This is a genomic window from Acidisphaera sp. S103, assembly GCF_009765975.1.
GTDB lineage: Bacteria > Pseudomonadota > Alphaproteobacteria > Acetobacterales > Acetobacteraceae > Rhodopila.
Window position 1 is genome coordinate 58,952 of record NZ_LMUJ01000108.1, and the last position, 20,748, is coordinate 79,699.

Annotated in this window: 24 protein-coding genes; 11 read left to right on the forward strand and 13 right to left on the reverse strand. The window is 62.8% G+C overall.

The features are described from left to right. Window positions 1-71: 71 nt before the first annotated feature. The 4 genes from GSQ89_RS38895 to GSQ89_RS35160 all read left to right on the forward strand — a co-directional run bounded on the left by GSQ89_RS38895 (window position 72) and on the right by GSQ89_RS35160 (window position 2,232). Complete coding sequence (locus tag GSQ89_RS38895) at window positions 72-416, forward strand: transposase (protein ID WP_216856580.1); 345 nt, start codon at window positions 72-74, stop codon at window positions 414-416. Then, window positions 325-819, forward strand: coding sequence for an IS5 family transposase (locus tag GSQ89_RS38900; RefSeq protein WP_216856582.1), 495 nt, complete (start codon window positions 325-327; stop codon window positions 817-819). The genes GSQ89_RS38895 and GSQ89_RS38900 overlap by 92 nt, the downstream gene beginning before the upstream one ends. A 654-nt stretch (window positions 820-1,473) precedes the next feature. Further along, window positions 1,474-1,734: a hypothetical protein gene (locus tag GSQ89_RS35155; RefSeq protein WP_158932766.1), complete on the forward strand. Its 261-nt coding sequence runs from the start codon at window positions 1,474-1,476 to the stop codon at window positions 1,732-1,734. 15 nt (window positions 1,735-1,749) lie between these two features. Then, a complete protein-coding gene (locus tag GSQ89_RS35160; protein WP_158932767.1) occupies window positions 1,750-2,232 on the forward strand; it encodes a DUF2721 domain-containing protein in 483 nt (160 codons plus the stop codon). Window positions 2,233-2,277: 45 nt separating this feature from the next. Here the strand turns inward: GSQ89_RS35160 and GSQ89_RS35165 are convergent, their stop codons facing one another. Continuing rightward, window positions 2,278-2,745: an FKBP-type peptidyl-prolyl cis-trans isomerase gene (locus tag GSQ89_RS35165; protein WP_158932768.1), complete on the reverse strand. Its 468-nt coding sequence runs from the start codon at window positions 2,743-2,745 to the stop codon at window positions 2,278-2,280. A 135-nt stretch (window positions 2,746-2,880) separates the two neighbouring features. Between GSQ89_RS35165 and GSQ89_RS35170 the strand changes: the two genes are divergently transcribed. Together GSQ89_RS35170 and GSQ89_RS35175 are read left to right on the forward strand one after the other, a co-directional pair. Further along, on the forward strand, window positions 2,881-4,086 hold the full coding sequence (locus GSQ89_RS35170; protein ID WP_158932769.1) for an acyl-CoA dehydrogenase family protein: 1,206 nt from the start codon (window positions 2,881-2,883) through the stop codon (window positions 4,084-4,086). A gap of 1 nt (window position 4,087) precedes the next feature. After that, window positions 4,088-5,224, forward strand: a complete 1,137-nt coding sequence (locus tag GSQ89_RS35175) for an acyl-CoA dehydrogenase family protein (RefSeq protein ID WP_158932770.1) — start codon at window positions 4,088-4,090, stop codon at window positions 5,222-5,224. A 76-nt stretch (window positions 5,225-5,300) separates the two neighbouring features. Here GSQ89_RS35175 and GSQ89_RS35180 read toward each other — a convergent pair whose 3' ends face one another. Further along, entirely contained in the window at window positions 5,301-5,786 is a 486-nt protein-coding gene (locus tag GSQ89_RS35180) for an Lrp/AsnC family transcriptional regulator (protein WP_158932771.1), read from the reverse strand. A gap of 230 nt (window positions 5,787-6,016) precedes the next feature. Between GSQ89_RS35180 and GSQ89_RS35185 the strand changes: the two genes are divergently transcribed. The 4 genes from GSQ89_RS35185 to GSQ89_RS35200 are packed head-to-tail and all read left to right on the forward strand — an operon-like array spanning window position 6,017 to window position 10,217. Beyond that, window positions 6,017-8,290: a penicillin acylase family protein gene (locus GSQ89_RS35185; protein WP_158932772.1), complete on the forward strand. Its 2,274-nt coding sequence runs from the start codon at window positions 6,017-6,019 to the stop codon at window positions 8,288-8,290. Next, window positions 8,287-8,793 carry an RDD family protein gene (locus GSQ89_RS35190; RefSeq protein ID WP_158932773.1) on the forward strand — a complete coding sequence of 169 codons (507 nt, stop codon included), beginning with the start codon at window positions 8,287-8,289 and terminating at the stop codon, window positions 8,791-8,793. Before GSQ89_RS35185 ends, GSQ89_RS35190 begins: the two co-directional genes overlap by 4 nt. Then, window positions 8,790-9,572 (forward strand): arginyltransferase, encoded by a 783-nt coding sequence (locus GSQ89_RS35195; RefSeq protein ID WP_158932774.1) that lies wholly within the window; start codon window positions 8,790-8,792, stop codon window positions 9,570-9,572. Before GSQ89_RS35190 ends, GSQ89_RS35195 begins: the two co-directional genes overlap by 4 nt. A gap of 15 nt (window positions 9,573-9,587) precedes the next feature. After that, on the forward strand, window positions 9,588-10,217 hold the full coding sequence (locus GSQ89_RS35200) for an NUDIX hydrolase (protein WP_158932775.1): 630 nt from the start codon (window positions 9,588-9,590) through the stop codon (window positions 10,215-10,217). Window positions 10,218-10,535: 318 nt separating this feature from the next. Here the strand turns inward: GSQ89_RS35200 and GSQ89_RS35205 are convergent, their stop codons facing one another. From GSQ89_RS35205 to GSQ89_RS35235, 7 genes are all read right to left on the reverse strand, one after another. After that, window positions 10,536-11,519, reverse strand: coding sequence for a D-2-hydroxyacid dehydrogenase family protein (locus GSQ89_RS35205; RefSeq protein WP_158932776.1), 984 nt, complete (start codon window positions 11,517-11,519; stop codon window positions 10,536-10,538). A 79-nt stretch (window positions 11,520-11,598) separates the two neighbouring features. Beyond that, complete coding sequence (locus GSQ89_RS35210; RefSeq protein ID WP_158932777.1) at window positions 11,599-12,081, reverse strand: CHRD domain-containing protein; 483 nt, start codon at window positions 12,079-12,081, stop codon at window positions 11,599-11,601. Between the two features lie 105 nt (window positions 12,082-12,186). Then, window positions 12,187-12,420 carry a hypothetical protein gene (locus GSQ89_RS35215; protein WP_158932778.1) on the reverse strand — a complete coding sequence of 78 codons (234 nt, stop codon included), beginning with the start codon at window positions 12,418-12,420 and terminating at the stop codon, window positions 12,187-12,189. Between the two features lie 114 nt (window positions 12,421-12,534). After that, the gene (locus GSQ89_RS35220; protein ID WP_158932779.1) at window positions 12,535-13,548 is read right to left on the reverse strand and encodes an adenosine deaminase; all 1,014 of its coding nucleotides are present in this window, start codon (window positions 13,546-13,548) and stop codon (window positions 12,535-12,537) included. 8 nt (window positions 13,549-13,556) lie between these two features. Continuing rightward, window positions 13,557-13,958 (reverse strand): Zn-ribbon domain-containing OB-fold protein, encoded by a 402-nt coding sequence (locus GSQ89_RS35225; RefSeq protein WP_158932780.1) that lies wholly within the window; start codon window positions 13,956-13,958, stop codon window positions 13,557-13,559. Between the two features lie 15 nt (window positions 13,959-13,973). Beyond that, on the reverse strand, window positions 13,974-15,104 hold the full coding sequence (locus GSQ89_RS35230) for a thiolase family protein (protein ID WP_158932781.1): 1,131 nt from the start codon (window positions 15,102-15,104) through the stop codon (window positions 13,974-13,976). Window positions 15,105-15,247: 143 nt separating this feature from the next. After that, complete coding sequence (locus GSQ89_RS35235) at window positions 15,248-16,174, reverse strand: 3-keto-5-aminohexanoate cleavage protein (protein WP_158932782.1); 927 nt, start codon at window positions 16,172-16,174, stop codon at window positions 15,248-15,250. A gap of 320 nt (window positions 16,175-16,494) precedes the next feature. Between GSQ89_RS35235 and GSQ89_RS40450 the strand changes: the two genes are divergently transcribed. Next, a complete protein-coding gene (locus GSQ89_RS40450; protein ID WP_158932783.1) occupies window positions 16,495-16,632 on the forward strand; it encodes a helix-turn-helix domain-containing protein in 138 nt (45 codons plus the stop codon). A gap of 478 nt (window positions 16,633-17,110) precedes the next feature. On the opposite strand, the gene GSQ89_RS35245 is transcribed toward GSQ89_RS40450, so the two are convergent. From GSQ89_RS35245 to GSQ89_RS35260, 4 genes are all read right to left on the reverse strand, one after another. Continuing rightward, window positions 17,111-17,521, reverse strand: a complete 411-nt coding sequence (locus tag GSQ89_RS35245) for a helix-turn-helix domain-containing protein (RefSeq protein ID WP_254073532.1) — start codon at window positions 17,519-17,521, stop codon at window positions 17,111-17,113. A 36-nt stretch (window positions 17,522-17,557) separates the two neighbouring features. Next, window positions 17,558-17,893, reverse strand: a complete 336-nt coding sequence (locus GSQ89_RS35250) for a type II toxin-antitoxin system RelE/ParE family toxin (protein ID WP_254073533.1) — start codon at window positions 17,891-17,893, stop codon at window positions 17,558-17,560. Window positions 17,894-18,216: 323 nt separating this feature from the next. Continuing rightward, on the reverse strand, window positions 18,217-19,701 hold the full coding sequence (locus GSQ89_RS35255; protein WP_158932784.1) for a PfkB family carbohydrate kinase: 1,485 nt from the start codon (window positions 19,699-19,701) through the stop codon (window positions 18,217-18,219). A gap of 299 nt (window positions 19,702-20,000) precedes the next feature. After that, entirely contained in the window at window positions 20,001-20,717 is a 717-nt protein-coding gene (locus GSQ89_RS35260; protein ID WP_158932785.1) for a metallophosphoesterase family protein, read from the reverse strand. Window positions 20,718-20,748: the final 31 nt, after the last annotated feature.

Below are 20,748 nucleotides of genomic sequence, written 5' to 3' on the forward strand. Positions count from 1 at the left end.
TCGAAACCCAATTACCGATTGACGTGTCTCGGTGGAGTTCGATTCGAAGCTTCCTGATGGAGGGAGCGAGGATGTCGAATCTGTTCTGGTTGTCCGATCAGCAACTTGCGGCAATCGAGGCGGCGCCTCCGAAAAAGCGGCGTGGGGTGAATCCACAGCGGAACCGTGAGGTGATCAGTGGTATCATCCACGTCCTGAAGATCGGTTGCCGCTGGGAGGATTGTCCGCTGGACTACGGCCGGCTCGCCACCGTCTACAATCGGTTCAATCGCTGGTCGAAGGCGGGGATCTGGTCCGCGATCCTGGCAAAGCTGGTGGTGTTCGATGCCACGGACATTCAATGCATCGACAGCACGACCGCCAAGGCTCATCGCTGCGCTGCCGGCGGAAAAGGGGGGCCAAAAACAGGCCATTGAACGCAGCCGGGGCAGAACCACGAAAATCCACGCGGTTGTCGATGGCGGTGGCCGCATCGTCGGGTTCGAACTGACAGGTGGCAATCGTCACGACATCAAACCGGCGACCACTTTGATCGAACCGCTGCGGCCAGCAAAGTCATTGCTCGGCGACGCAGCCTACGACAGCGATGCCTTCCGCGCATTTCTCACCGATCGCGGAACCACCCCGGTGATCAAACAAAACCCGACCCGCAAGCATTTCCATCCGTTCGACAAGAATGCCTACAAGGGCCGCAACATCATCGAACGAGCGTTCTTACACCTCAAAGACTGGCGTCGGGTTGCCACCCGTTACGACAAACTTGCTAGAAATTTCTGCGCTACTGTAGTCCTGGCTTCCATCCTGCTGTGGTGGATTTAATTGAGTCCAGAGCCTAACAAGTTGGGCTGACGCTGGCCGAGGGCAAAGACCTCCTTTCGGAACTTCAGCGCCTCGTGCTCCAGACCCAGATGGAAGAATACATGATGTGTGCCCGCGTCTGCTCAGAGTGCCTGACGCTGCGGCGGCAGCGCGACTGTCGTACCCGGACGCTCCAGCCTCGCTTGATCAACGTTCAAGGCGTCGATCTTCACAAGCGACCGCCTCGCCATCCAGAAGCGCTTGTCCTTCGTCCGCCATTCGTCACTGTGGTCCGGGGTGAAGACAATCGTGTTCTCGTCAAGGCCAACGCCGTCCAATCCTGATTGCAGCGCCCCGATGCGTGAATCGTGCCCCAAAACCATCCAGGCAAGCAGCCCGTCAGGTTTCGCGCCCGGATATCTCCCTGCTCTATGCGACGGACAAATGACCGCGAGCAACGGCGGTGGTGCACCAATACCTGGCGCCGCTCCCCCCACTCTGCTCGGATTATTTGACCCAAACCGAGACCGGCGGCCGGCATCCAGACCATATGTCCACCAACACCGCGAAATGATTCGGCAGCGGCGTGTTTGATGATAGGTTAAAAACCGGTTTACGCGATGCCCATCCCGGCGATTCGCGGCCCCCGCGTGACGGAACGGATGGAGACCCAAGATGCGCCTTCGGTACCTGGCCTGGCTATGTCTGCCGCTGCTGCTGACCAACTGCGGGGGTGACAAGCCGGCATCGACCGTCTCCGTCACCTGCGGCGGCAGCAGCGCCCTGGTGGGTGCCCGTTCGGTCGACGTGCTGGGCGACCAGGTGAACGGCCAAACGGTCCTCAGCTTTCCCGACCCGGCGAATCGCGGGCAGACCGGCACGCTGGTGGTTCCGTCGCACGACCGCTGCACGATCGGCCCGACGCCGACCAGTTGACAGAAGGGGGCAGCGATGACGGCTGGCATCGTGCCAGGGCTCGACGCGATGGACGGCGTGGACAGCATCGCCCACATCGTCCAGGTGGCTTTGACCCCGGTGTTCCTGCTGTCGGGGATCGGGACGCTGCTGAACGTCTTCAACACCCGGCTGAGCCGCGTGTCCGATCACCGGGCATACGTGACGACCCTGCTGCGCGGCGAGGCGGACCCCGACCAGCAGGTCTGGCTGCGAGCGCATCTGGTGCGACTGCGGCGCCGCACGGTGGTGCTGGATAGTTCGGTGGTCCTGGGCGCGATCGGCGGAGCGTCGACGTGCGGCGCAGCGTTCGTGCTGTTTCTCGGCAGCATGCGGGACACGGCGATCGCCAACTGGCTATATGTGCTGTTTGGTCTGGCGCTGGGCTGCACGGCGTGTGCGCTGGTCGCCTTCCTGGCCGACAGCGTGCTGGCCTGGCACGGCCTGCGCCGGGAAGGCTCGCTGCCTCACCCAAAATAGCGGCGCCGGTTCGGGACGTCCGTTCCGACTCACCGCAATCGGATGCTAGCCCTTCACACCCAGCAGTTCGACCTCGAACAGCAGCGTCGCATTGGGCGGAATGACCCCGCCGGCCCCACGCGCACCATAGCCAAGGTCCGGCGGAATGATCAGCGTGCGCTTGCCGCCGACCTTCATCGTCGCGACACCCTCATCCCAGCCGCGGATGACGTGGCCCTGTCCGATCGGAAACTCGAACGGCTGTCCTCGGTCGAGCGAACTGTCGAACTTGTTCCCCTTGGCGCCGTTTTCATACAGCCAGCCGGTGTAGTGCATGACGCAGATCTGCCCAGACTTGGGCGTGGCGCCGGTGCCGACGACAGTGTCCTCGTATTGCAGGCCCGATGGTGTCGTGATCATTTTGCCAACTTTCTGAGCCTGTGCGGCGGTGGGGGCGACGGCGATGAAACAGCCGATCGATGCGGTCATGAGACCGGCCAGGGCCACGGCCCCGATCCATGAAACAGTCCGCATCCGTCAACTCCTTGCAACCGCGCCGCGTGTGAACGAGCGGCTCTGTTAACCCATCCGTCCGGCCGCCGCTACCCGCCGGATTGCGCGCCCGGTTCGACCTGCGTAAGCTTACTCACCAGTAGGAGGGACACATCCATGGATCTTCGCTTCACCCCGGAAGAACTGGCCTTCCGCGAGGAAGTCCGCACGTTCATTCGCGAAAACCTGCCCGCGGACACGCGTGACCGGATGAAACTGGGGCATCCGCCGCGCAAGGAAGACACCGTGCGGTGGCAGCGAATCCTGAACGCGAAGGGCTGGGCGGCGCTGTCCTGGCCGAAGGAATGGGGCGGCCCGGGCTGGACGGCGATCCAGAAGATGATCTTCCTGGAAGAGAACCTCATGGCCCCGGCGCCCGAGCTTCTCTCCTTCAACATCACAATGCTCGGCCCTGTCCTCCTGCAATTCGGCACCGAGGAACAGAAGAAGCGCTTCCTGCCGCGCGCCGCCAACCTGGACGATTGGTGGTGCCAGGGATTCTCGGAACCCGGTGCCGGGTCCGACCTGGCCTCGCTGAAGACCGCCGCGAAACTGGACGGCGATCATTACGTGGTGAACGGACAGAAGATTTGGACCTCCACAGCCCACAATGCCGACTGGTGCTTCCTTCTGGTCCGCACCGATCCGAACGCCCGCAAGCGGCAGGAGGGGATTTCGTTCCTGCTGGTGGATATGAAAACACCCGGCATCACGGTGCGCCCGATCATTTCGATCGACGGCAGCCATCACCTGAACGAAGTGTTCTTCGACGACGTCAAGGTGCCGGTAGACCGCCGTATCCATGCCGAGAACAAAGGCTGGGACGTCGCCAAATACCTGCTAGGCAACGAACGCACCGGCATCGCCCGCCTGGGCAAATCCCGCGAACGCGTCTCCTCAGCCGTTTCGATGGCACGCGAAGTCAATTTCGGCGGCAAACCGTTGATCGAGGACCCAATGTTCCGCCAGCGTGTCGCCCAGTTGCAGGTGGACATGAAGGCGCTGGAGATCACCCAGTACCGCGTCGTTTCGGCCTATGACAAGGCGAAGGGTGCCGGCAAGCCCGACCCGCTATCCTCCGTGCTGAAGGTAAAAGGCACCGAACTGCTGCAAGCCACCTCGGAACTGACCGTCGATGTCGCCGGCCCTTACGCGACGCCGATCTGGGCCCAGGAACTGGAAGCCATGAACGAGCCGGATGAACTGATGGAGGCCAGCAGCGCCGGCACCGGTGGCTACCTGATGCTGCGCGCCGCCTCGATCTACGGCGGCACCAATGAAATCCAGAAGAATATCCTGACCAAAGCGGTATTGGGACTGTAAAATGGACTTCGAACCCTCCGACGATCAGCGGCTACTGGTCGAAAGCGTCACGCGCATGCTGGGCGACACCTACAGTTTCGCTCAGCGCAAAACCTATATGGCCCTGCCGGAGGGCTATTCCCCCGCCATCTGGTCGCAGTTCGCCGAACAAGGCTTGTTGGGCCTGCCGTTCGCCGAGGAATACGGCGGCTTCGGCGGCGGCGCGCAGGAAGTCATGCTGGTGATGCAGGCGTTCGGCCGTGTGCTGGTGCTGGAACCGTATTTCCCCACCATCGTGCTGGGTGGCACCGCAGTGAACGTCGCCGGATCGGCGGAACAGAAGCAGGCAATCCTGCCCGCGATCGCCGAGGGCAGTCTGAAACTGGCCTTCGCCCACAACGAACGGCAGGCCCGCTACGACCTGACCGACGTTGTAACAACCGCCAAACGCAACGGCTCCGGCTGGGTGTTGGACGGATCGAAAACGATCGTTTCGCATGGCGAGGCGGCCGACAAGATCATCGTCAGCGCCCGCACCGGCGGCGACCGCTACGACGAAGACGGCATCACGCTGTTTCTGGTGGATGCCACCGCATCAGGCGTCGCCCGCCGCGGCTACCTCAGCCGGGACGATACGCGTGCGGCCGACATCTCCCTGTCGAACGTTTCGGTATCCGCGGCCGACGTCCTGGGTGAGGTCGGCAAGGGCCTGCCCATCATCCAGCGCGTCATCGAGGCCGGCATCGCCGCCACCGCCGGGGAAACCGTCGGCGCGATGGAGGCAATGAACGAAATGACCCTCGAATACAGCAAAACCCGCGTTCAGTTCGGCAACCCGATCGGCTCCTACCAAGTCGTGCAGCACCGTCTGGCGGACATGTTCATGACGCAGGAGCAAGGCCGTAGCATGGCCATGCTGGCCACCATGTCGATCGACAATCCGGACCAGGCCGCTCGGGCGCACGACATCGCCTTGGCGAAGGTGGGGATCGGACAAGCCGGGCGCTACGTGTCACAAAGCGCGGTGCAGATGCACGGCGGCATCGGCATGACCGAGGAATACGCGGTCGGGCACTATTTCCGCCGCTGCATGGTGATCGAGCGGCTGTTCGGCGATCCGGCTTACTATCTCGCGAGACTGGCGGCGGAGGTAGGGTAACGGCCCATCCGTCATGGCCGAGCGTGTCCCGGCCATGACGGTGACAGCGTTCCGAACCATTGCACGGAAGTAAACCCTACCCGAACGGAACACCGGCCAGGCTGCGGCTGGTGCGGATCGTTTGCAGCGTCTGCACGCGGCTGACGGTAGGGGAGCCCGTCAGCTTCTGGGTCAACTGGTTTTCATGCGCGGTATCCCTCGCCACCAGCTTCAGCAGGAAATCGCCGCCGCCACGGATCATGTGGCATTCCCGCACTTCGGACCAGCCGCCGACCAACAGCTCGAACGCAGACAAGACCGCTTCTTTCTGGCTTTCCAATCCAACGATCGCGAAGAACGTGATCTCCCACCCCAGCTTCTGCGGATCGGTGTCGGCATGGTAGCCACGAATGACGCCGGCTTCCTCCAGCGCGCGGACCCGGCGCAGGCATGGCGGCGCCGAGATGCCGGCCCGTTTCGACAGGTCGACGTTGGTCATGCGCCCATCTTCCTGCAAGGAGGCGAGGATGCGACGGTCGATCGCATCCAGCAGAATTGGCGCATCTGAGTTGGGCGGCTTCATGTGATCTTGTTGAACAGACGTTTCCTGGCCGCGACGAGACGTATAATCTTATTGCGTACCGCCAGTCTCGCAAGCTGAAAATATCGCCCTTTGTCAATATCCAGACGCTATCCACAGATTTTCCATGAAAAACAGGGCCGAACCCGGTTTCACACTTTCGTCGCTTCCCAGCGCCCGTCCGCGCGATCACTTTGGTGCCCATGACACCGTTCCTCCGACGAATCGCTCGTGTGCTGGCTGCGATTGGCGTTCTGGTCCTCCTGCTCGCGGCTCTGGTCGCCGGTGCGCTGTGGCTGACCATGCCGAACACGCAACAGACGGTTTCGGTCCCCGGCCTGTCCGGCCCGGTCGATATCACCTACGACGCCGACTGGGTTCCCCGCATCCGCGCCGGATCGGAACAGGATGCGGCCACGGCGCTGGGCTTCCTTCACGCACGCGACCGCATGTTCCAGATGGAGCTGATGCGGCGCGCGGCGTCGGGCCGGCTGTCGGAGATCGCCGGACCGGCGACGCTGCCGATCGACCGGATGATGCGCACGCTGGGCCTGCGTCAGCACGCCGTGGCGGACTTCTCGACGTTGCCGGCCGACACGCAGGCGATCCTGCAGGCTTACGCGCGCGGCGTGAACGCCTGGATCGACCTGAAAGGCCGCTTCGCCGCCCCGGAATTCCTGCTGCTCGGTCCGCCAGAACATTGGGAGGCCCAGGACAGCCTGCTATGGGCGAAGACGATGGGGTTATGGCTGTCGATGAACTGGCGGGAGGAACTGGCGCGCCAGGCCCTGGCCGGCCACGTCTCGGCTTCTGACCTGGACCAACTCTGGCCGGCCCAGCCCGCCCTTCCCACCCCGGACGCGATGAATCGGCCACTGACGCGCTTTGCCGCGGCCGCCGGTCGCCTAGCCTCTGTCCTGCCACGCTTTCCGGCGCCCTACACCCTGCCCCAGACCGCGTCGAATGAGTGGGCCGTCGATGGGCGGCATACCGCGACGGGTGCCCCGTTGCTGGCCGGCGACCCACATCTGGCGTTCGGTTTTCCCGGCATCTGGTACCTGGCGCGCATCGACCTGCCAAACCAAGTGCTGGCGGGGGCGACCGCGCCCGGCGTGCCGTTCCTCGTGCTGGGGCACAACAGCAAGATCGCCTGGACGTTCACCTCCACCGGCGCCGACGTGCAGGACATTTTCATCGAGAAGCCAGCCGGAGCGGGCCAATACCAGACTCCGGACGGGCCGAAACCGTTCGTGGTGCGAGAGGAACGGATCAAGGTCCGCGGCCAGCCCGATGTGGTGCGGACGGTCCGGGAAACCCGGCATGGCCCGGTGATCAGCGATCTCGACAACCCGGCTGGGCCGATCATGGCGGTGGCGATGGGCAACCTGCAGCCCGGCGACACCGCGGCCGCCGGGTTGCTAGCGCTGAACCGAGCGACGTCGGTGCAGGCGGCTGGGGTCGCGGCGGCGCAGATCACCTCGCCGGTGCAGAATCTGCTGGTGGCGGATGCCAAGACCATCGGGCTGTTCGTCACCGGGCGGGTGCCGATCCGCAAGGCCGGCGACGGGTCGGCGCCGGTACCGGGCGACGACGGGTCGCACGACTGGACCGGCTGGGCGTCTGGCGACCAGTTGCCGCACATTGTCTCGCCGGACAGCGGCCGGCTGGTGAATGGGAATGAGCCAGTGTGGCCGCCCGATTTCCCGGTTTTCATGGATCGCGACACGTTCGACGATTGGCGAGCGAAACGGATCCGCGAAATGCTGGCCCAGTCGGATCGTCATACCCCAGCGGATTTCGCTGCCATGCAGACCGACGTCGTCGATGGTTTCGCCCGCCAGGTGCTGCCGGTGCTGCTCGCGGTCAAGGACGCACCGAAAAACGCGCTGGACCTGTTGCGCGGCTGGGATGGGTCGGCGGTGATGAACTCCCCGGCGCCGCTGATCTTCAACGCCTGGATGGATGCATTTTACGCGGCGGTGCTGCGGCACGCCGGCCTGACGACGGGCCTCGGAGCGCCGGAGTCGGATTTCCTGGCCTCCGTCCTGTCGCCGGCGGGGGCGCATTGGTGCGACGGGGATTGCACACCGATGCTGCGCGACTCGCTGATCCAGGCCATGAAGGACCTGACCACCCGCTTCGGTACCGATCCCTCGGCTTGGCGCTGGGGGGATGCGCATCCCGCGGTGTTCGCGCACCCCATTCTACGCTCGCTCCCCGTGCTCGGCTCATTGACCACCATCACCGTTCCCAGCCCGGGCGACGACAACACGGTCGATCGTGGCGGTCCGAATGCCGCGTTCCAGTCGGTGCATGGGGCGGCGTATCGCGGAGTCTACGACCTCGCCGATCTCGACCGCAGCCTGTTCATGATCACCCCCGGTCAATCGGGCAATCCGCTCAGTGCCCATGCGAGAGATTTTGCCATACGCTGGCGCGACGGTGCTACAATAACCCTGGGGCCGGCGGCGGCCAGCATCTCCGGAACGGTTAGATTGAATCCATGAGCTATGCCAACCCCTATCTGGATGATGGTTTCCTGACCGGCGGCGTCATGTCGCGCCGCTGCGTGGCCTGGGTGTTCGATGTCTTCCTGATCGCCCTGCTGGTCTGGGTCCTGTGGTGGATCCTGGTGATGTTCGGGCTGCTGACCCTCGGCCTGGGCTTCGGAGCCATGAGCATCCTGCCATTCGTGCCGTTCTGTTATCATTTCCTCTCCCTGCTGGGATCGTCCAGTGCCACGCCCGGGCAGCAGATGACGGGACTGACAGTACGGCGCGATTACGACATGGGGCCGCCGACGGCGGTGCAGGCGTTGGTCTCGGTTCTCTTGTTCTACCTGACGCTGGCGACCTCGGGCCTGTTGCTGGTGGTGGCGCTATTCACCCGGCGGCACCGCACGCTGCACGACCTTGTGAGCGGGCTGGTCGTCGTGCGGGTCAGGGCCATGCGGACATTGACCGAACCGGGCGGAGGCTGGAACATGGGCGGTGGAACGTCCGCCCGATGACCATGTACAAACCACACCGCCGGCCGCAATTCTTCTACACGACGGCTCCCCTGCCCTGCCCGTATCTGGCGGGACGCACTGAACGCAAGGTGGTGACCGAGATCGTCGGCCCGGACGCCGAGGCGTTGCACGACCGGTTATCCCGAGCCGGATTCCGCCGCAGCCACAACATCGCCTACGCGCCAGTGTGCCCGTCGTGCCAGGCGTGCGTGCCGATTCGGATTCCGGTGAACGGGTTCCAGCCGGATCGCACGTTGCGCCGCATCGCCAAGGCGAATGCCGGCCTGGAAGGTTATCGCGTCCCCGCTCGGGCCACCGCCGAACAATACCAACTGTTCCAGCGTTACCAGCAGGTGCGTCACGGCGACGGCGACATGGCGAGCATGAGCTTCTACGACTATCGCGCGATGGTCGAGGACACACCGATCGAAACATTCATCATCGAGTTCCGCGACGAGCAGGACCGGTTGTTGAGCGCCTGCCTTGCCGACAAACTGGGGGATGGGCTGTCGGCGGTGTACAGCTTCTTCGCCCCGGCGCTGGAAAAACGCTCGCTTGGCACATTCGCCGTTCTATGGCTGATCGCTCGGGCTCGGGCGTTGGGACTGCCATACGTCTATCTGGGCTACTGGGTGCCGGAGAGCCGCAAGATGGCCTACAAGGCCAGGTTCCGCCCCAGTGAGGTGCTGGTGAACGGAACGTGGCGGGTGCTGACGGATGGCGAAATCGCCGGTGAGGCCGCGACCGAGGTCGCAATGGTGTCGGAATCGGCGGATTGAACCGTCCTGGCCGCCATGCCCGACCCTGATTGGCTAATTTGGGCGCGTGAGGTCCAGGCCATTGCGCAGACCGGCCTGACGTTCAGCAAAGACCCCTACGATCTGGATCGTTTCACCGCCCTGCGCCGCCTGGCCGCTCGGATCATGGCCGACCACACGGGCGCCGATCTGGGGCGGATCGAGGGATTGTTCGATACCGAAACAGGCTATGCCACCCCAAAAGTCGGCGTGCGTGCCGCGGTGTTCGATACGTCGGGGCGCATCCTGATGGTGCGCGAAACGGCCGACGAAAACCGTTGGACGCTCCCTGGCGGATGGGCGGATGTGAACCAGACTCCGGCACAATCGGTGGTGCGGGAAGTCTTCGAGGAGTCCGGCTACGACGTCCGGGCGGTGAAACTGGCGGCGGTATGGGATCGTTCGCGTCACACCCATCCTCCGACGGCGTTTTCCGTGGTGCGGCTGTTTTTCATCTGCGCGCTGGAAGGTGGCTCACCGCGCACCAGCCTGGAAACCAGCGAGGTGGCCTGGTTCCCCGAGACCGACGTGCCGGCAAACCTATCGCTGCGCCGAACGCTGCCCCATCACATCAGCCGAATGTTCGCGCATTGGCGAGACCCGGCATTGGCAACGGAATTCGACTAGTGTCCCGAATCTGAAGTTCGCCCGCTCTGGCGAACTTCAGATTCGGGACACTAGCTCTTTGTTTTCAGTGGCCTGCCGATCCCAGAAATACGTCGTAGAATGCAACGAATTTCTGGAGCAGGACACTAGAGGGTGGTCGGATCCACGCCCGCCTGAAGGGCCGTCTGCGTCGCCATAACCGACACGATCACGGCACCGAGCATCAGCAGAAAGATGAGACTGAGTTTCGCCATCCGCGTTCCCCTTTTTTCGAGAGACCGCCGGATTGATATCGTTGGCAACGTGATCAGGGCGTGACCGTCGCCGTTAGATATGCAATCACGTTCGACTGACGGTCAGGGCGTCCGGATTGACGACGTTGGTGGGTTTTCCGGCGGCGTAGGCGTCGATTTGATCGAAGATGTCGGAGAACTGGGTCTGGTACTCCTCTCGCGTGACGTACCCGATGTGCGGGGTACAGATCACCCTATCCATAGTGAGTAGGGGATGGTTTCCGTTTGTGACAGGTTCTCTCTCGTAGACATCAATAGCCGCCATGCCAGGACGCCCATTCCGCAGCGCCCGCTCCAGCGCCCCCTCTTCAATCAGCCCCGCTCGGCTGGTGTTGACCAGGATCGCGGTTGGTTTCATCTGAGCAAGATCTGTGGCCGTAACGATCCCGCGCGTCGGCGGGAACAGGCGCAGGTGCAACGACAGGACGTCGCTGTCTTCAAAGAACGCCTGCTTGGATGCAGCCGCGGTGTACCCATCCCGGCGAGCCCGTTCCAGCGACGTTTCGTTCGACCAGACCAGCACGTTCATGCCGAACGCCCGCCCGTAACCGGCGACAGTCGCACCAATCCTTCCGTATCCGAAAATCCCCAGCGTCTTGTGACGCAGGGAGGTACCGACGCCGATCTGCCAGGTGCCGGCTTTCAGCGCAGCCATTTGCTGCGGCAACTGGCGCGCTGCAGCCAGGACCAGCGCCCAGGTCAGTTCGGCGGCGGCATAGGACGGGGTATCAGCATGTTGGCTGGAGGAGACGATAATGCCCTGCCGGGTGCAGGCATCGATGTCGATGTGAGGATAGACACTGCGCTGGCTGATCAGTTTCAGGTTGGGCAGACGCTCGATCAACGGTCGCTGAATCTTGGTTCGCTCCCGGATCAGCACCAGGGCTTCGGCGTCCTTCAGCCGTTCGGCGAGGATCGGCGTATCCTGGACGTGATCGTTCCAGATGGTGACGTCATGGCCTTGCAGCCTAGTGAAGCACAGCAAGGTGCGGACGGTGTCGAAATAATCGTCAAGGATGGTGATGTTCATTGTCCGACCCCGGCCTATTGAAGGAAGGCACGGACGACCGGTGCCGCGATGGCACCAGCCGTCCAGCCGAAACGAGGGCTTACTTTTTGGTAGCAGGCATCGCCATGGCCTTACCCTTGGATTTGGCCGGCATCGCCATGGTGTCGGGTTTCACCTGGCCGCGGATTTCGCCGCCCGGATTCGCCGCGGTGTGGACGTTCACATACCACTTGCCGGCCTCCAGATCGGCGATCTGCGGGTCGGTCAGCGTGGCCTTGCCGGACACCGGACTGGTCGGCGCCTTGCCGATCGCCACCGCCACGCCAGCGTTCGCACCGGGCGCCGCCGGACCGTGGAAATGGGCGGCGGTGGCAGGACCGGTCAGGCCACCAAAAGTCAGCGTGTAGTTAAGGGTTTTCGTCGATGTATCGAGCGTGGCCAGCAAATCGCCATAGCCGGTGCTCTTGGTGGGCGGAACCTCCGTCTTCCCGTCAAGCGAGGCGGTGAAATGCAGCATTGCCGCCGAAGCGGCGGTTGCCAGACTAAGCGTAAGCGCGGTCGCCAGAAGTGAAGCACGCAGCATTGATGTCTCCCTTGGGTTTTTTCCCGCGCCGTCACGGAATGGCAGCAAATACAGTGCGCGGTTCGATATCATTCCAGACTGGCCACGATGCGTCCAGGGGGCGCGTTACCTTGGATGCTCGGCCAACAGGGCTTCGCCGCGCGGTGTCAGTTGAATGCGGACGGGGTGACCGGGGATGTGGACGCGGGTGATAAGATTGGCGTCGATCGCGTCCTCCCACACCGTCAGGCGCGGGCAAGAGGTGCGCCACGCGTCCATGACGTCGACGTAGTCTCGGGGTTCGGCCGCGAGCCAGGCGAGGAAATCAAGGGTCAGCGGGGTCAGGATGTCGGAGGACATGGCAGGTTTCCATGCAAAACGGCACGGCCAGGATGCCGCCGGGCAGGGTGCGATGTCCAATGCATTCCGATGGATAGTTCAATACCTTCAGGGTATGGGGGCGATCGGCGGTCCTCACCGAAAATTCGCGACATAGGCATCGATTGCAGCCAGCGCACCGGCCACTTCATCGGGGGAGATAAAGGCGGCCTTGAAGCTGTTGCGGGCAAGCGTAACAATGTCATCCCGCGACAAGTCCAGGGCGCGTTGGCATGCGATCAGGTTTTCGCTGACATAGCCGTCGAAATAAGGCGGGTCGTCGGAATTGACCGTGACGTGCACGCCCGCGTCCATTAATGCCTTGAGCGGATGTTGCGCCAGGGACGGAACGACCTTCAACCTGAAATTCGACAAAGGGCAGACCGTAAGCGGGATTTTCCGTTCGGCCAGATCGCGGACAAGGTCAGGATCACCCAGGCAAGAAATTCCGTGATCGATCCGATCGACTCCCAGTTCCAACGCCTGCCGGACGTAAGTGGCAGGCCCCTCTTCGCCGGCGTGAATAGTGGTGCGGAACCCGCGATCCCGGCACGCCCTGAAGAAATTCTCGAACTTCGACGGCGGATTGCCAACCTCAGCACCGCCCATGCCGATTCCGACAACACGGTCACGCCAGGGCACGATCTGTTCAAGCAGTGCGAGGGCGTCCGCTTCACTTCGATGACGGTGGGCACTGACCAGAAGAGCGGCACTGATCCGGTGTTTTCGGGCACCATCATCGATCGCGCGCAGAATACCGTTCATCATTGTGGCAATACCGACGCCGCGTTCGGTAAAGCTTTGCGGGCCGAAGAAAATCTCCGCCCGCGTCACGCCATCCTGATGAGCCCGATCCAGGTACGCCGCGGTAACATCGTAAAAATCTTGTTCGTGGATCAGCACCCGGCAACCTTCGAAATAGAGATCGAGAAACGATTGCAGATTGGTGAACTGATAGGCCGCGCGCAATGCGGCGGCGGTGTCCCAACGCAACTTCAGGCCGTTACGTTGAGCGAGATCCAGCATGAGTTGCGGCTCGATGCTGCCCTCCAGGTGCATGTGCAGTTCGGCTTTGGGTATGCCCCGGATGAACGCATCGAGGTCTGACATGTGGCGTCTCAAACCAGCGAGAACTTCGGCAGCGTCAGGTCTTCTGATACCGCATCGAACATCACCTTCACCGGGGCACCCATGCGCAGGTTCTCGGTCTTGTCCGTCAGGTTGCTGACCACGACCGGTCCTTCCTCCAGCCGCACCAGACAAACCCGATAGGGCAGATCGTCCTTGAACCCATCCCAATACGCCCGGTGCATGTCGATCCAGGATTCCAGCGTTCCCTTCCCCGAGGCTTCGATCCAGTCCTGATCCCCCGCCAGGCATTTCGGGCAGACCGGTCCCGGCGGAAATCGCGTGTCCCCGCATGAGGGACAATGTTGCAAAAGCAACTTCCCCTCTTTTGCCGCCGCCCAGAACGGCTTGTTCAACGTATCCAGACGCGGCAGTGGCTTGTTGTAGGTCATCGGCTCGTTCCTCCTTCAGCCGCGCGTATAGATGATGGACCGTGTGCAAGGCGTGGACTGCACATATTGCACAACCTCACAGTCGGGAATCTGTCGGGCGCCACACTCACCGCGAAGCTGCCGCACCGCCTCAACGTTCAAGGCCCATCCTTGCATGTAGGAGTTCGACAGATGCCCGCCATCGGTGTTCACCGGCAGTCGCCCGCCCAGACTCAAAGCCCCATCCTCCACGAACGCACCTGACTCGCCCTGCCCGCAAAAACCCAGCCCCTCCAGGCTGAACAACACGGTCGGCGAGAAATTGTCGTAGCACATCAGCGCATCGACATCCTTGTGCGTCACCCCGGCCATCTCATACGCCTGTTTGCCGGCGGCACTGATCGCGGGATACCAGAAATCCATGTCGAAATTGGCGATCGACGACGGGCTATAGGTGTCCTGCGCACCCCAGCCGGAGATCAGAACAGGCGGTTTGGCAAAATCTTTCGCGCGTTCCTTGGACGTCAGGATCAGGCAGACGGCGCCGTCGTTGATCAGGCAGTAATCCAGCAGCCGCAACGGTGCGGTGATAAAACGGGCGCTCTCGTGATCCTCGATGGTAATGGGATTGCGCATCACCGCGTCGGGATTCAGGCACGCGTGATAGCGGATCGACACCGAAACCTCCGCCAGTTGCCGCGTGGTGGTGCCATACATCTCCATATGCCGGCGGAACGCCATCGCATGCGCCGCGCCCGGTGAGGTGAACCCCCACGGGTCCCAGGTACCCGGGCTCTCGTCGCCGCCATAGTTCACCCGCCGGGACCGCCCGATATTCGCATAAAGCAGCGCCGCATAATCGCACTGGCCGGAGGCGATCGCCGCGGCGGCCTCGATGATGCCCATGCCGGACATGCGGCCGTGGCCGGGCAGCGTGATGGTCCAGCGCGGGTTGATGCCCAGAACCTCCCCCATGCGCGCATAATACGGAATACGCGATACAAGTAGGCCGTCGACCTTGTTCTTGTCGATCCCGCAATCGTTCACCGCGTTACGGAACGCGTGTGCGGCCAGGCCATAATCGTCGATCTCGGGGAAGTTGCCATACTTCGTGTTGCCAACGCCGATAACGGCGATTTTGTCCTTAAGTTCGTTCAGGTCGTACATGCGGTTCCTCCGTGGGAGGGATGATACAGGGGGTGGAGGTTGGGGCCAAATGGGGAAGCACAGCCGCGCGGGGATGGCCGGGGCTTTGCCCGGCCATGACGATAGGGTAACGGTGTGGTCGCCGCGACAGGCCGCTTGAGCGGTCAGAAGCCGACGCGGTCGCCGCCTTTCAGGTTCAGCATTTCGCGGGCCTCGGCGGGGGTGGCGATTTCCAGGCTGAGGTCTTCGAGGATGCGGCGGATTTTGGCGACTTGTTCGGCGTTGCTTTTCGCGAGTTGGCCTTTGCCGATGTAGAGACTGTCCTCCAGCCCGACGCGGACGTTGCCGCCGTGGATGCCGGCCATGGTGGTGAAGGCCATCTGGTGGCGGCCGGCGGCGAGGACGGACCAGACGTATTGGTCGCCGAACAGGCGGTCGGCGGTTTCCTTGGCAAACAGCAGGTTGCGTGGGTCGGCGCCGATGCCGCCGGTGATGCCGAAGATGGACTGGACGAACAGCGGTGGCTCGACGATGCCGTGATCGAGGCAGTAGGCCAGGTTGTAGAGGTGGCCGATGTCGTAACATTCGTATTCAAATTTGGTGCCGTGGCCTTTACCGAGCCGTTCGACGATGCCGGCTATGTCTTTGAAGGTGTTGCGGAAGATGAAGTTGTCGGTGGCGTCCAGGTAGGGTTTTTCCCACGGGAACTTCCACTGCTTGATGCGGTTGCCGGCCTGGGAGATGTTGAAGTTCATGCTGCCCATGTTGAGGCTGCACATCTCCGGCTTGGCGACCAGCGGGGCGGCGAGGCGTTCGTCCAGCGTCATGGTCAGGCCGCCGCCGGTGGTGATGTTGATCACCGCGTCGGTACTCTGCTTGATGGTGGGCAGGAACTGCATGAACACGGCCGGATCGGGGGTCGGCGAGCCGTCGACCGGGTTGCGGGCGTGCAGGTGGATGATGGCGGCGCCGGCCTCGGCGGCCTCGATGGAGGAGCGGGCGATTTCCTCCGGCGTGATCGGCAGGTACTCCGACATGCTGGGGGTGTGGATGGCACCGGTGACGGCGCAACTGATGATGATCTTGGCCATGGCGTTTCCTCCGCGGATTCGGTGCGGCGGACTTTGCCGCAGGCGGGGCGGGAGGGCCAGGGGGTGGGGTTGGGGTGCGTCAGGTTGGAATTCTGGCGGACGCGATGGGCTGTAGGTGAGTTGAGGCACCGACCTTCTGGTAATTGCGCGCGACCTGTAGCGTGCGGGGCTGGCTTGCGCTCATTGGCTGAGCCAGTCGTTGACACTACGTCCGACTTTGCCGAGCTGATGCTCGCCTTGTCTGGTGTAGTCGCCAAGCTTCAACTCCACCGCGTCATGGACGTACCGCGCGCAGCCGGGTCGATGCGAAGACCAGGGGTGTGAAGTTTGGGCGCAAGCCGATTCTGACCCCGCACCAGCAGAAGGAGGCGCGCAAGCGGGTCGAAACAGGCGAGTCGCGGCGCAGTGTTGCCCGCGGCTACAATGTCAGCCAAACCACGATCTCGAGACTGCGATAGGACTGATGGAATTGGGACTCATGGAGATGAAGCGACCATCGTCTGGCAAAGTTGGATTTCTCCGGCGCGCCGCTGGCGCACTCATGGGTATCAGCCTCGGAAGTGTCGGGATGGTGCTCTGGTTCAGCTTTTATTTCCCCATGAGCAGACCGGAGCAGCCTAACCCCACCAAGGGCTTCGCGTATCTACTTAACGAACATAAATAATACTTCTATGTTACGCACTCAGAGTATTTAGCGTCGACTGTCGCGACGTGGGGTTTTCATGGCGGAATCATTTTTCTCTTAGCTATGTTCTGGAAATTTAAAGACCTCAAAATGAGTCGTCCCTGTCTAAGCGACATTTTGACTATGGCTACAGCCGCAATCATGTCGATCGGTTTGATCGCTTGGATCGGTATATAGGGGGCGCAAGCTTGGAGGACCTTCGGAAGCGCACCTCAACTCGCATTCTATGCGGATGGCGCAATACGTGCCTCCTATATTCTATTATTGATAACAGATTTCATCAATAAAAGGCTATAACTGTGACGTATTGACCTCCGTATGCCTTCCCCTGCGTCCCCGCCGGGGGGCTTTACGTCCGTGTCGAGACTATCGAGGCCGGAGATGGTAACCGGCTTGCGGTTGGGGAACTCGGCAATCAGGCGTAATTGCCCGCCCATGGCTTCGACATAGGAGCGGAGCGTCGACAGCAGGAAGTCGCTGCGCTTTTCGATTCGCGAGACCCCATCTTGCGAAATATGGAGGGCTGCGGCCATTCTCGTCTGGGTGAGTTCGTGTGCCTTGCGCAAATCGCGCAGCGTCATCTCGTCCTCGATCAGTTGAGCAGCCTTCGCCGCGATGTCCTGCTGCTGGTCGGCCGGCAGCCCGGCAATGACTTCATCCAATGTCCTTGCGATATCAATCTCCTGTTTTCCGGCGTGTCAGATGGTCGTCGAACCGCTTGTCGGCGGTTGCGATGAGATTGCGGTAAACCGAGCCTCGACGCTGCCCGACTTGTCGCCGGCGACTGGAACGATGGCCTGTCGAGCAACATCGAAGGCAAAAGCGACGCGCCACACGCCGTCAGCGGCATCGAAACGAAGCTCCTTCATGTTGCCGTGTCTCGAGTTCTTGAGTGTGTCCACATGCGGGCGTCCCAGCATCGGCCCTATGCTCTCGAGCAAGCGCGCCTTTGCCGCCAGCATCGTCTGCACCTCACGGGGCAATTCAAGAAACTCGGCGTCGAATGCCTCGTGAAAAATCACTGCCCAGGCCATCGGCTCGCTATTGCAGAACAATATATGTTTTTAAAGACATATTGTAGCAGCCACCGTTGACGTTAACCTCTGGCATTGCCTAACAACCGTCATGGTGGGTGCAGGCCGCCATCTACGCCTTTGTTTTAGCGAGAAAAGGCGTGGACGCCGATCTTCATCGGCGTGACGGGCGGACGATGGCTGTCAAAGAGTCAACTTTAGCGATCGCTGGTGTTATTTCCCTACCGCCGGCCTGCGTGTGAGAGCGCTTCATTCTTGAGAGGTGCAGGTTGTGGGCCATGGAGGTGTCAGCAAGCCCTGACCCAACGGTCAGAATCAGCCGTTCACACCTTCAGCGACGCCATTGTCGCAAGCTGTTCACGCGGCAGGTCGATCCGCAGCACGCGGCCGCCCCAGCCGCGGACCAGGTCGGCATCGACGGCGTCGTCAGCCGCGTCATTGGCGCGCTTGATCAGGACGTCGGGGCGCAGGGCCTCGATCAAAGATTCCGGGGAGTCCTCCTCGAACAGGCACACCATGTCGACGCAGGCGAAGCTCGCCAGGACGGCGGCGCGCGCGGCCTCGGGCTGGACCGGATGGGGGCTGCCTTTCTGGCGGCGGACGCTGGTGTCGGCGTTCAGGCCGACGATCAGGCGGTCGCAAGAGGCGCGGGCTTGCTCCAGTAGCGCGATGTGCCCCTGGTGCAGCAGGTCGAAATGGCCGTTGGTGAAACCGACCCGCCAGCCACGGTGACGCCAGCGTTCGGCCTGCTCCACCGCTTCCTCACGGGTGACGATTTTCCGTAGTGCGCTGTGCTGCGGGGTCAGCGCGGACAGCAGATCGGCTTCCCGCACCACTGACGCGCCGACCTTGCCGACGGAGATGCCGGCGGCGAGGTTGGCCAGCCGCACGGCGACCGGCAGGTCCAGTTGGGCGGCCAGCGCCGCGCCCAGGGCAGCGAGGGCCGTGTCCCCTGCCCCCGATGTGTCGAAGACGTCCGCCGCCTCGGCCGGGAAATGCTGGGACCCGGTGGCGTCCACCAGCGTCATGCCGTCGTTGCCGCGGGTCACCACGACGGCGCCGAAGCCATGTTGGGCGCGCAGATGCTGGCCGGCGGCGACGATCTGCGCCTCGGTGTCCACCGGCATGTGGGTGGCGGCAGCGAGTTCCTGGCGGTTCGGCATCACCACGTCGGCGCCGGCGTAGCGGGAGAAATCGCTGCCGCGCGGATCGACGATCAGCTTGCGGCCGGTGGTGCGTGCGGCCTCCACCAGTTTCGCCGGCACGTCGGCGGACAGCACGCCCTTGCCGTAGTCGGACAGCACGGTGACGCTGGTGGCGGCCATGGCGTCCATTGCGATGCGCAGCAGGCGTTCGGCGAGCTTCGGGTGGATCGGGTCGGTCTGCTCGCGGTCGGCGCGCAGCAATTGTTGGCCGGCGGCGATCAGGCGGGTTTTCAGCGTGGTGGTACGGCCGCCTTGGACCAGCAGCCAGGGTTCGACGTTCGGCTGGCCGCCGACCAGGCCGGTCAGGTCCGATCCGGCCTGGTCATCGCCGACGACGGAGATGAAGGCGGTGGCCACCCCCAGGGCGGTGAGGTTGCGCACCACATTGCCGGCGCCGCCGGGCAGCGCGACCTCCCGCTCGATCGCCAGGATGGGGACCGGCGCTTCCAGGCTGATGCGGCTGACCTCGCCGAAGGTGTAGCGGTCCAGCATCACGTCGCCGATAACCAGTACGTTGGTATGCGCGAGACGGCGGACCGCGGCGGCGAGATCCGGTTGCGGTTCATCCGGGCGCGGCACGGAACCTAGCGTTATTTGGTTCATTCAACCTGCTGTCATAGGAGCGTCGCGACGATGCAACTTATCTTCGCGTGTGGCCGCGACAAGAAGCAAGCATCGTGATCGCGCAATCGTGGAAAACTTAAGTATGAGGGTATCACGAGATACTAGACAGTCTAGCCACATTTTTATGCAAGATTTAGGGATATCGCGCCACAAGTTTAGCCTATTTCCTCGGCGTTGCCCCTCATCGGCGAAAGCGACTGGAACCAGCATCGCAATCTTCGTCGTCTACCGCTGGATACAGCGCAAACGAACCACGCGCCGCTGCGGCACGCTCCCAATCAGCTTTGCAGGAAGCCCAGCCGGTCCTCCTCCAGCACCACGCAGGTCAGCGCCCCGCCCAGCACCGCGCCGGTATCGATCGCGATGCGGTTCGGCTGGACGACCGGCTCCCGCTTCGGGGTATGTCCATGCACGATGACCGCACCGTGATTGGCGCGCGAGGACAGGAACGGCTCCCGGATCCACATCATGTCCTGGCGCGACTGCTTGTGCAACGGCACACCGGGCCGGATTCCGGCATGCACGAACAGATACGGGCCGATGTGATGGCTGATCTCAAGATCCCGCAGAAACAGCAAATGCTGGCGTGGAATGCGGCTGGCCCACTCTGTCGGCGGTACGGTGCGGGAAATACCCCAACTCAGCAGCGAGTCCGCACCGCCGTTCGTCATCCAGTGGCTCGGCGCCTCCTTGTCGACACCGGCCAGCGCGGACAACATCATGAACTCATGGTTGCCCATCACGTTGACGCTGGCGTCGGCGGGCACCGGCGGCTGGTTGATCAGCCAGTCGATCACCTGGGCACTGTCGGCACCGCGATCCACATAGTCGCCCAGATGCACCAGGGTGGTATGGGCGACCGGCCGAACCGCCATGTCCTCGGCGATCATCTCGTGCAGGGCCACCAGGCGGTCGAGGCAGCCATGAATATCGCCCACGGCATAGACGCGCTGTCCGGCTGGCAGGGTCGCGGGGGCGGCGGTGAGTTCGATCATGGGCACGCAAGTTACAGCCGACAGCGGGCAT

Bases quoted from the DNA above. Each gene is read 5' to 3' on its own strand.
- GSQ89_RS35225 (WP_158932780.1), bottom strand. From the start codon at position 13,958: ATGACCTACAACAAGCCACTGCCGCGTCTGGATACGTTGAACAAGCCG.
- GSQ89_RS35235 (WP_158932782.1), bottom strand. From the start codon at position 16,174: ATGGCCAAGATCATCATCAGTTGCGCCGTCACCGGTGCCATCCACACC.
- GSQ89_RS35210 (WP_158932777.1), bottom strand. From the start codon at position 12,081: ATGCTGCGTGCTTCACTTCTGGCGACCGCGCTTACGCTTAGTCTGGCA.
- GSQ89_RS35215 (WP_158932778.1), bottom strand. From the start codon at position 12,420: ATGTCCTCCGACATCCTGACCCCGCTGACCCTTGATTTCCTCGCCTGG.
- GSQ89_RS35175 (WP_158932770.1), top strand. From the start codon at position 4,088: ATGGACTTCGAACCCTCCGACGATCAGCGGCTACTGGTCGAAAGCGTC.
- GSQ89_RS38895 (WP_216856580.1), top strand. From the start codon at position 72: ATGTCGAATCTGTTCTGGTTGTCCGATCAGCAACTTGCGGCAATCGAG.
- GSQ89_RS35260 (WP_158932785.1), bottom strand. From the start codon at position 20,717: ATGATCGAACTCACCGCCGCCCCCGCGACCCTGCCAGCCGGACAGCGC.
- GSQ89_RS35155 (WP_158932766.1), top strand. From the start codon at position 1,474: ATGCGCCTTCGGTACCTGGCCTGGCTATGTCTGCCGCTGCTGCTGACC.
- GSQ89_RS35250 (WP_254073533.1), bottom strand. From the start codon at position 17,893: ATGGCCTGGGCAGTGATTTTTCACGAGGCATTCGACGCCGAGTTTCTT.
- GSQ89_RS35190 (WP_158932773.1), top strand. From the start codon at position 8,287: ATGAGCTATGCCAACCCCTATCTGGATGATGGTTTCCTGACCGGCGGC.
- GSQ89_RS35255 (WP_158932784.1), bottom strand. From the start codon at position 19,701: ATGAACCAAATAACGCTAGGTTCCGTGCCGCGCCCGGATGAACCGCAA.
- GSQ89_RS35230 (WP_158932781.1), bottom strand. From the start codon at position 15,104: ATGTACGACCTGAACGAACTTAAGGACAAAATCGCCGTTATCGGCGTT.
- GSQ89_RS35180 (WP_158932771.1), bottom strand. From the start codon at position 5,786: ATGAAGCCGCCCAACTCAGATGCGCCAATTCTGCTGGATGCGATCGAC.
- GSQ89_RS35165 (WP_158932768.1), bottom strand. From the start codon at position 2,745: ATGCGGACTGTTTCATGGATCGGGGCCGTGGCCCTGGCCGGTCTCATG.
- GSQ89_RS35170 (WP_158932769.1), top strand. From the start codon at position 2,881: ATGGATCTTCGCTTCACCCCGGAAGAACTGGCCTTCCGCGAGGAAGTC.
- GSQ89_RS38900 (WP_216856582.1), top strand. From the start codon at position 325: ATGCCACGGACATTCAATGCATCGACAGCACGACCGCCAAGGCTCATC.
- GSQ89_RS35200 (WP_158932775.1), top strand. From the start codon at position 9,588: ATGCCCGACCCTGATTGGCTAATTTGGGCGCGTGAGGTCCAGGCCATT.
- GSQ89_RS35220 (WP_158932779.1), bottom strand. From the start codon at position 13,548: ATGTCAGACCTCGATGCGTTCATCCGGGGCATACCCAAAGCCGAACTG.
- GSQ89_RS35160 (WP_158932767.1), top strand. From the start codon at position 1,750: ATGACGGCTGGCATCGTGCCAGGGCTCGACGCGATGGACGGCGTGGAC.
- GSQ89_RS35195 (WP_158932774.1), top strand. From the start codon at position 8,790: ATGACCATGTACAAACCACACCGCCGGCCGCAATTCTTCTACACGACG.
- GSQ89_RS35205 (WP_158932776.1), bottom strand. From the start codon at position 11,519: ATGAACATCACCATCCTTGACGATTATTTCGACACCGTCCGCACCTTG.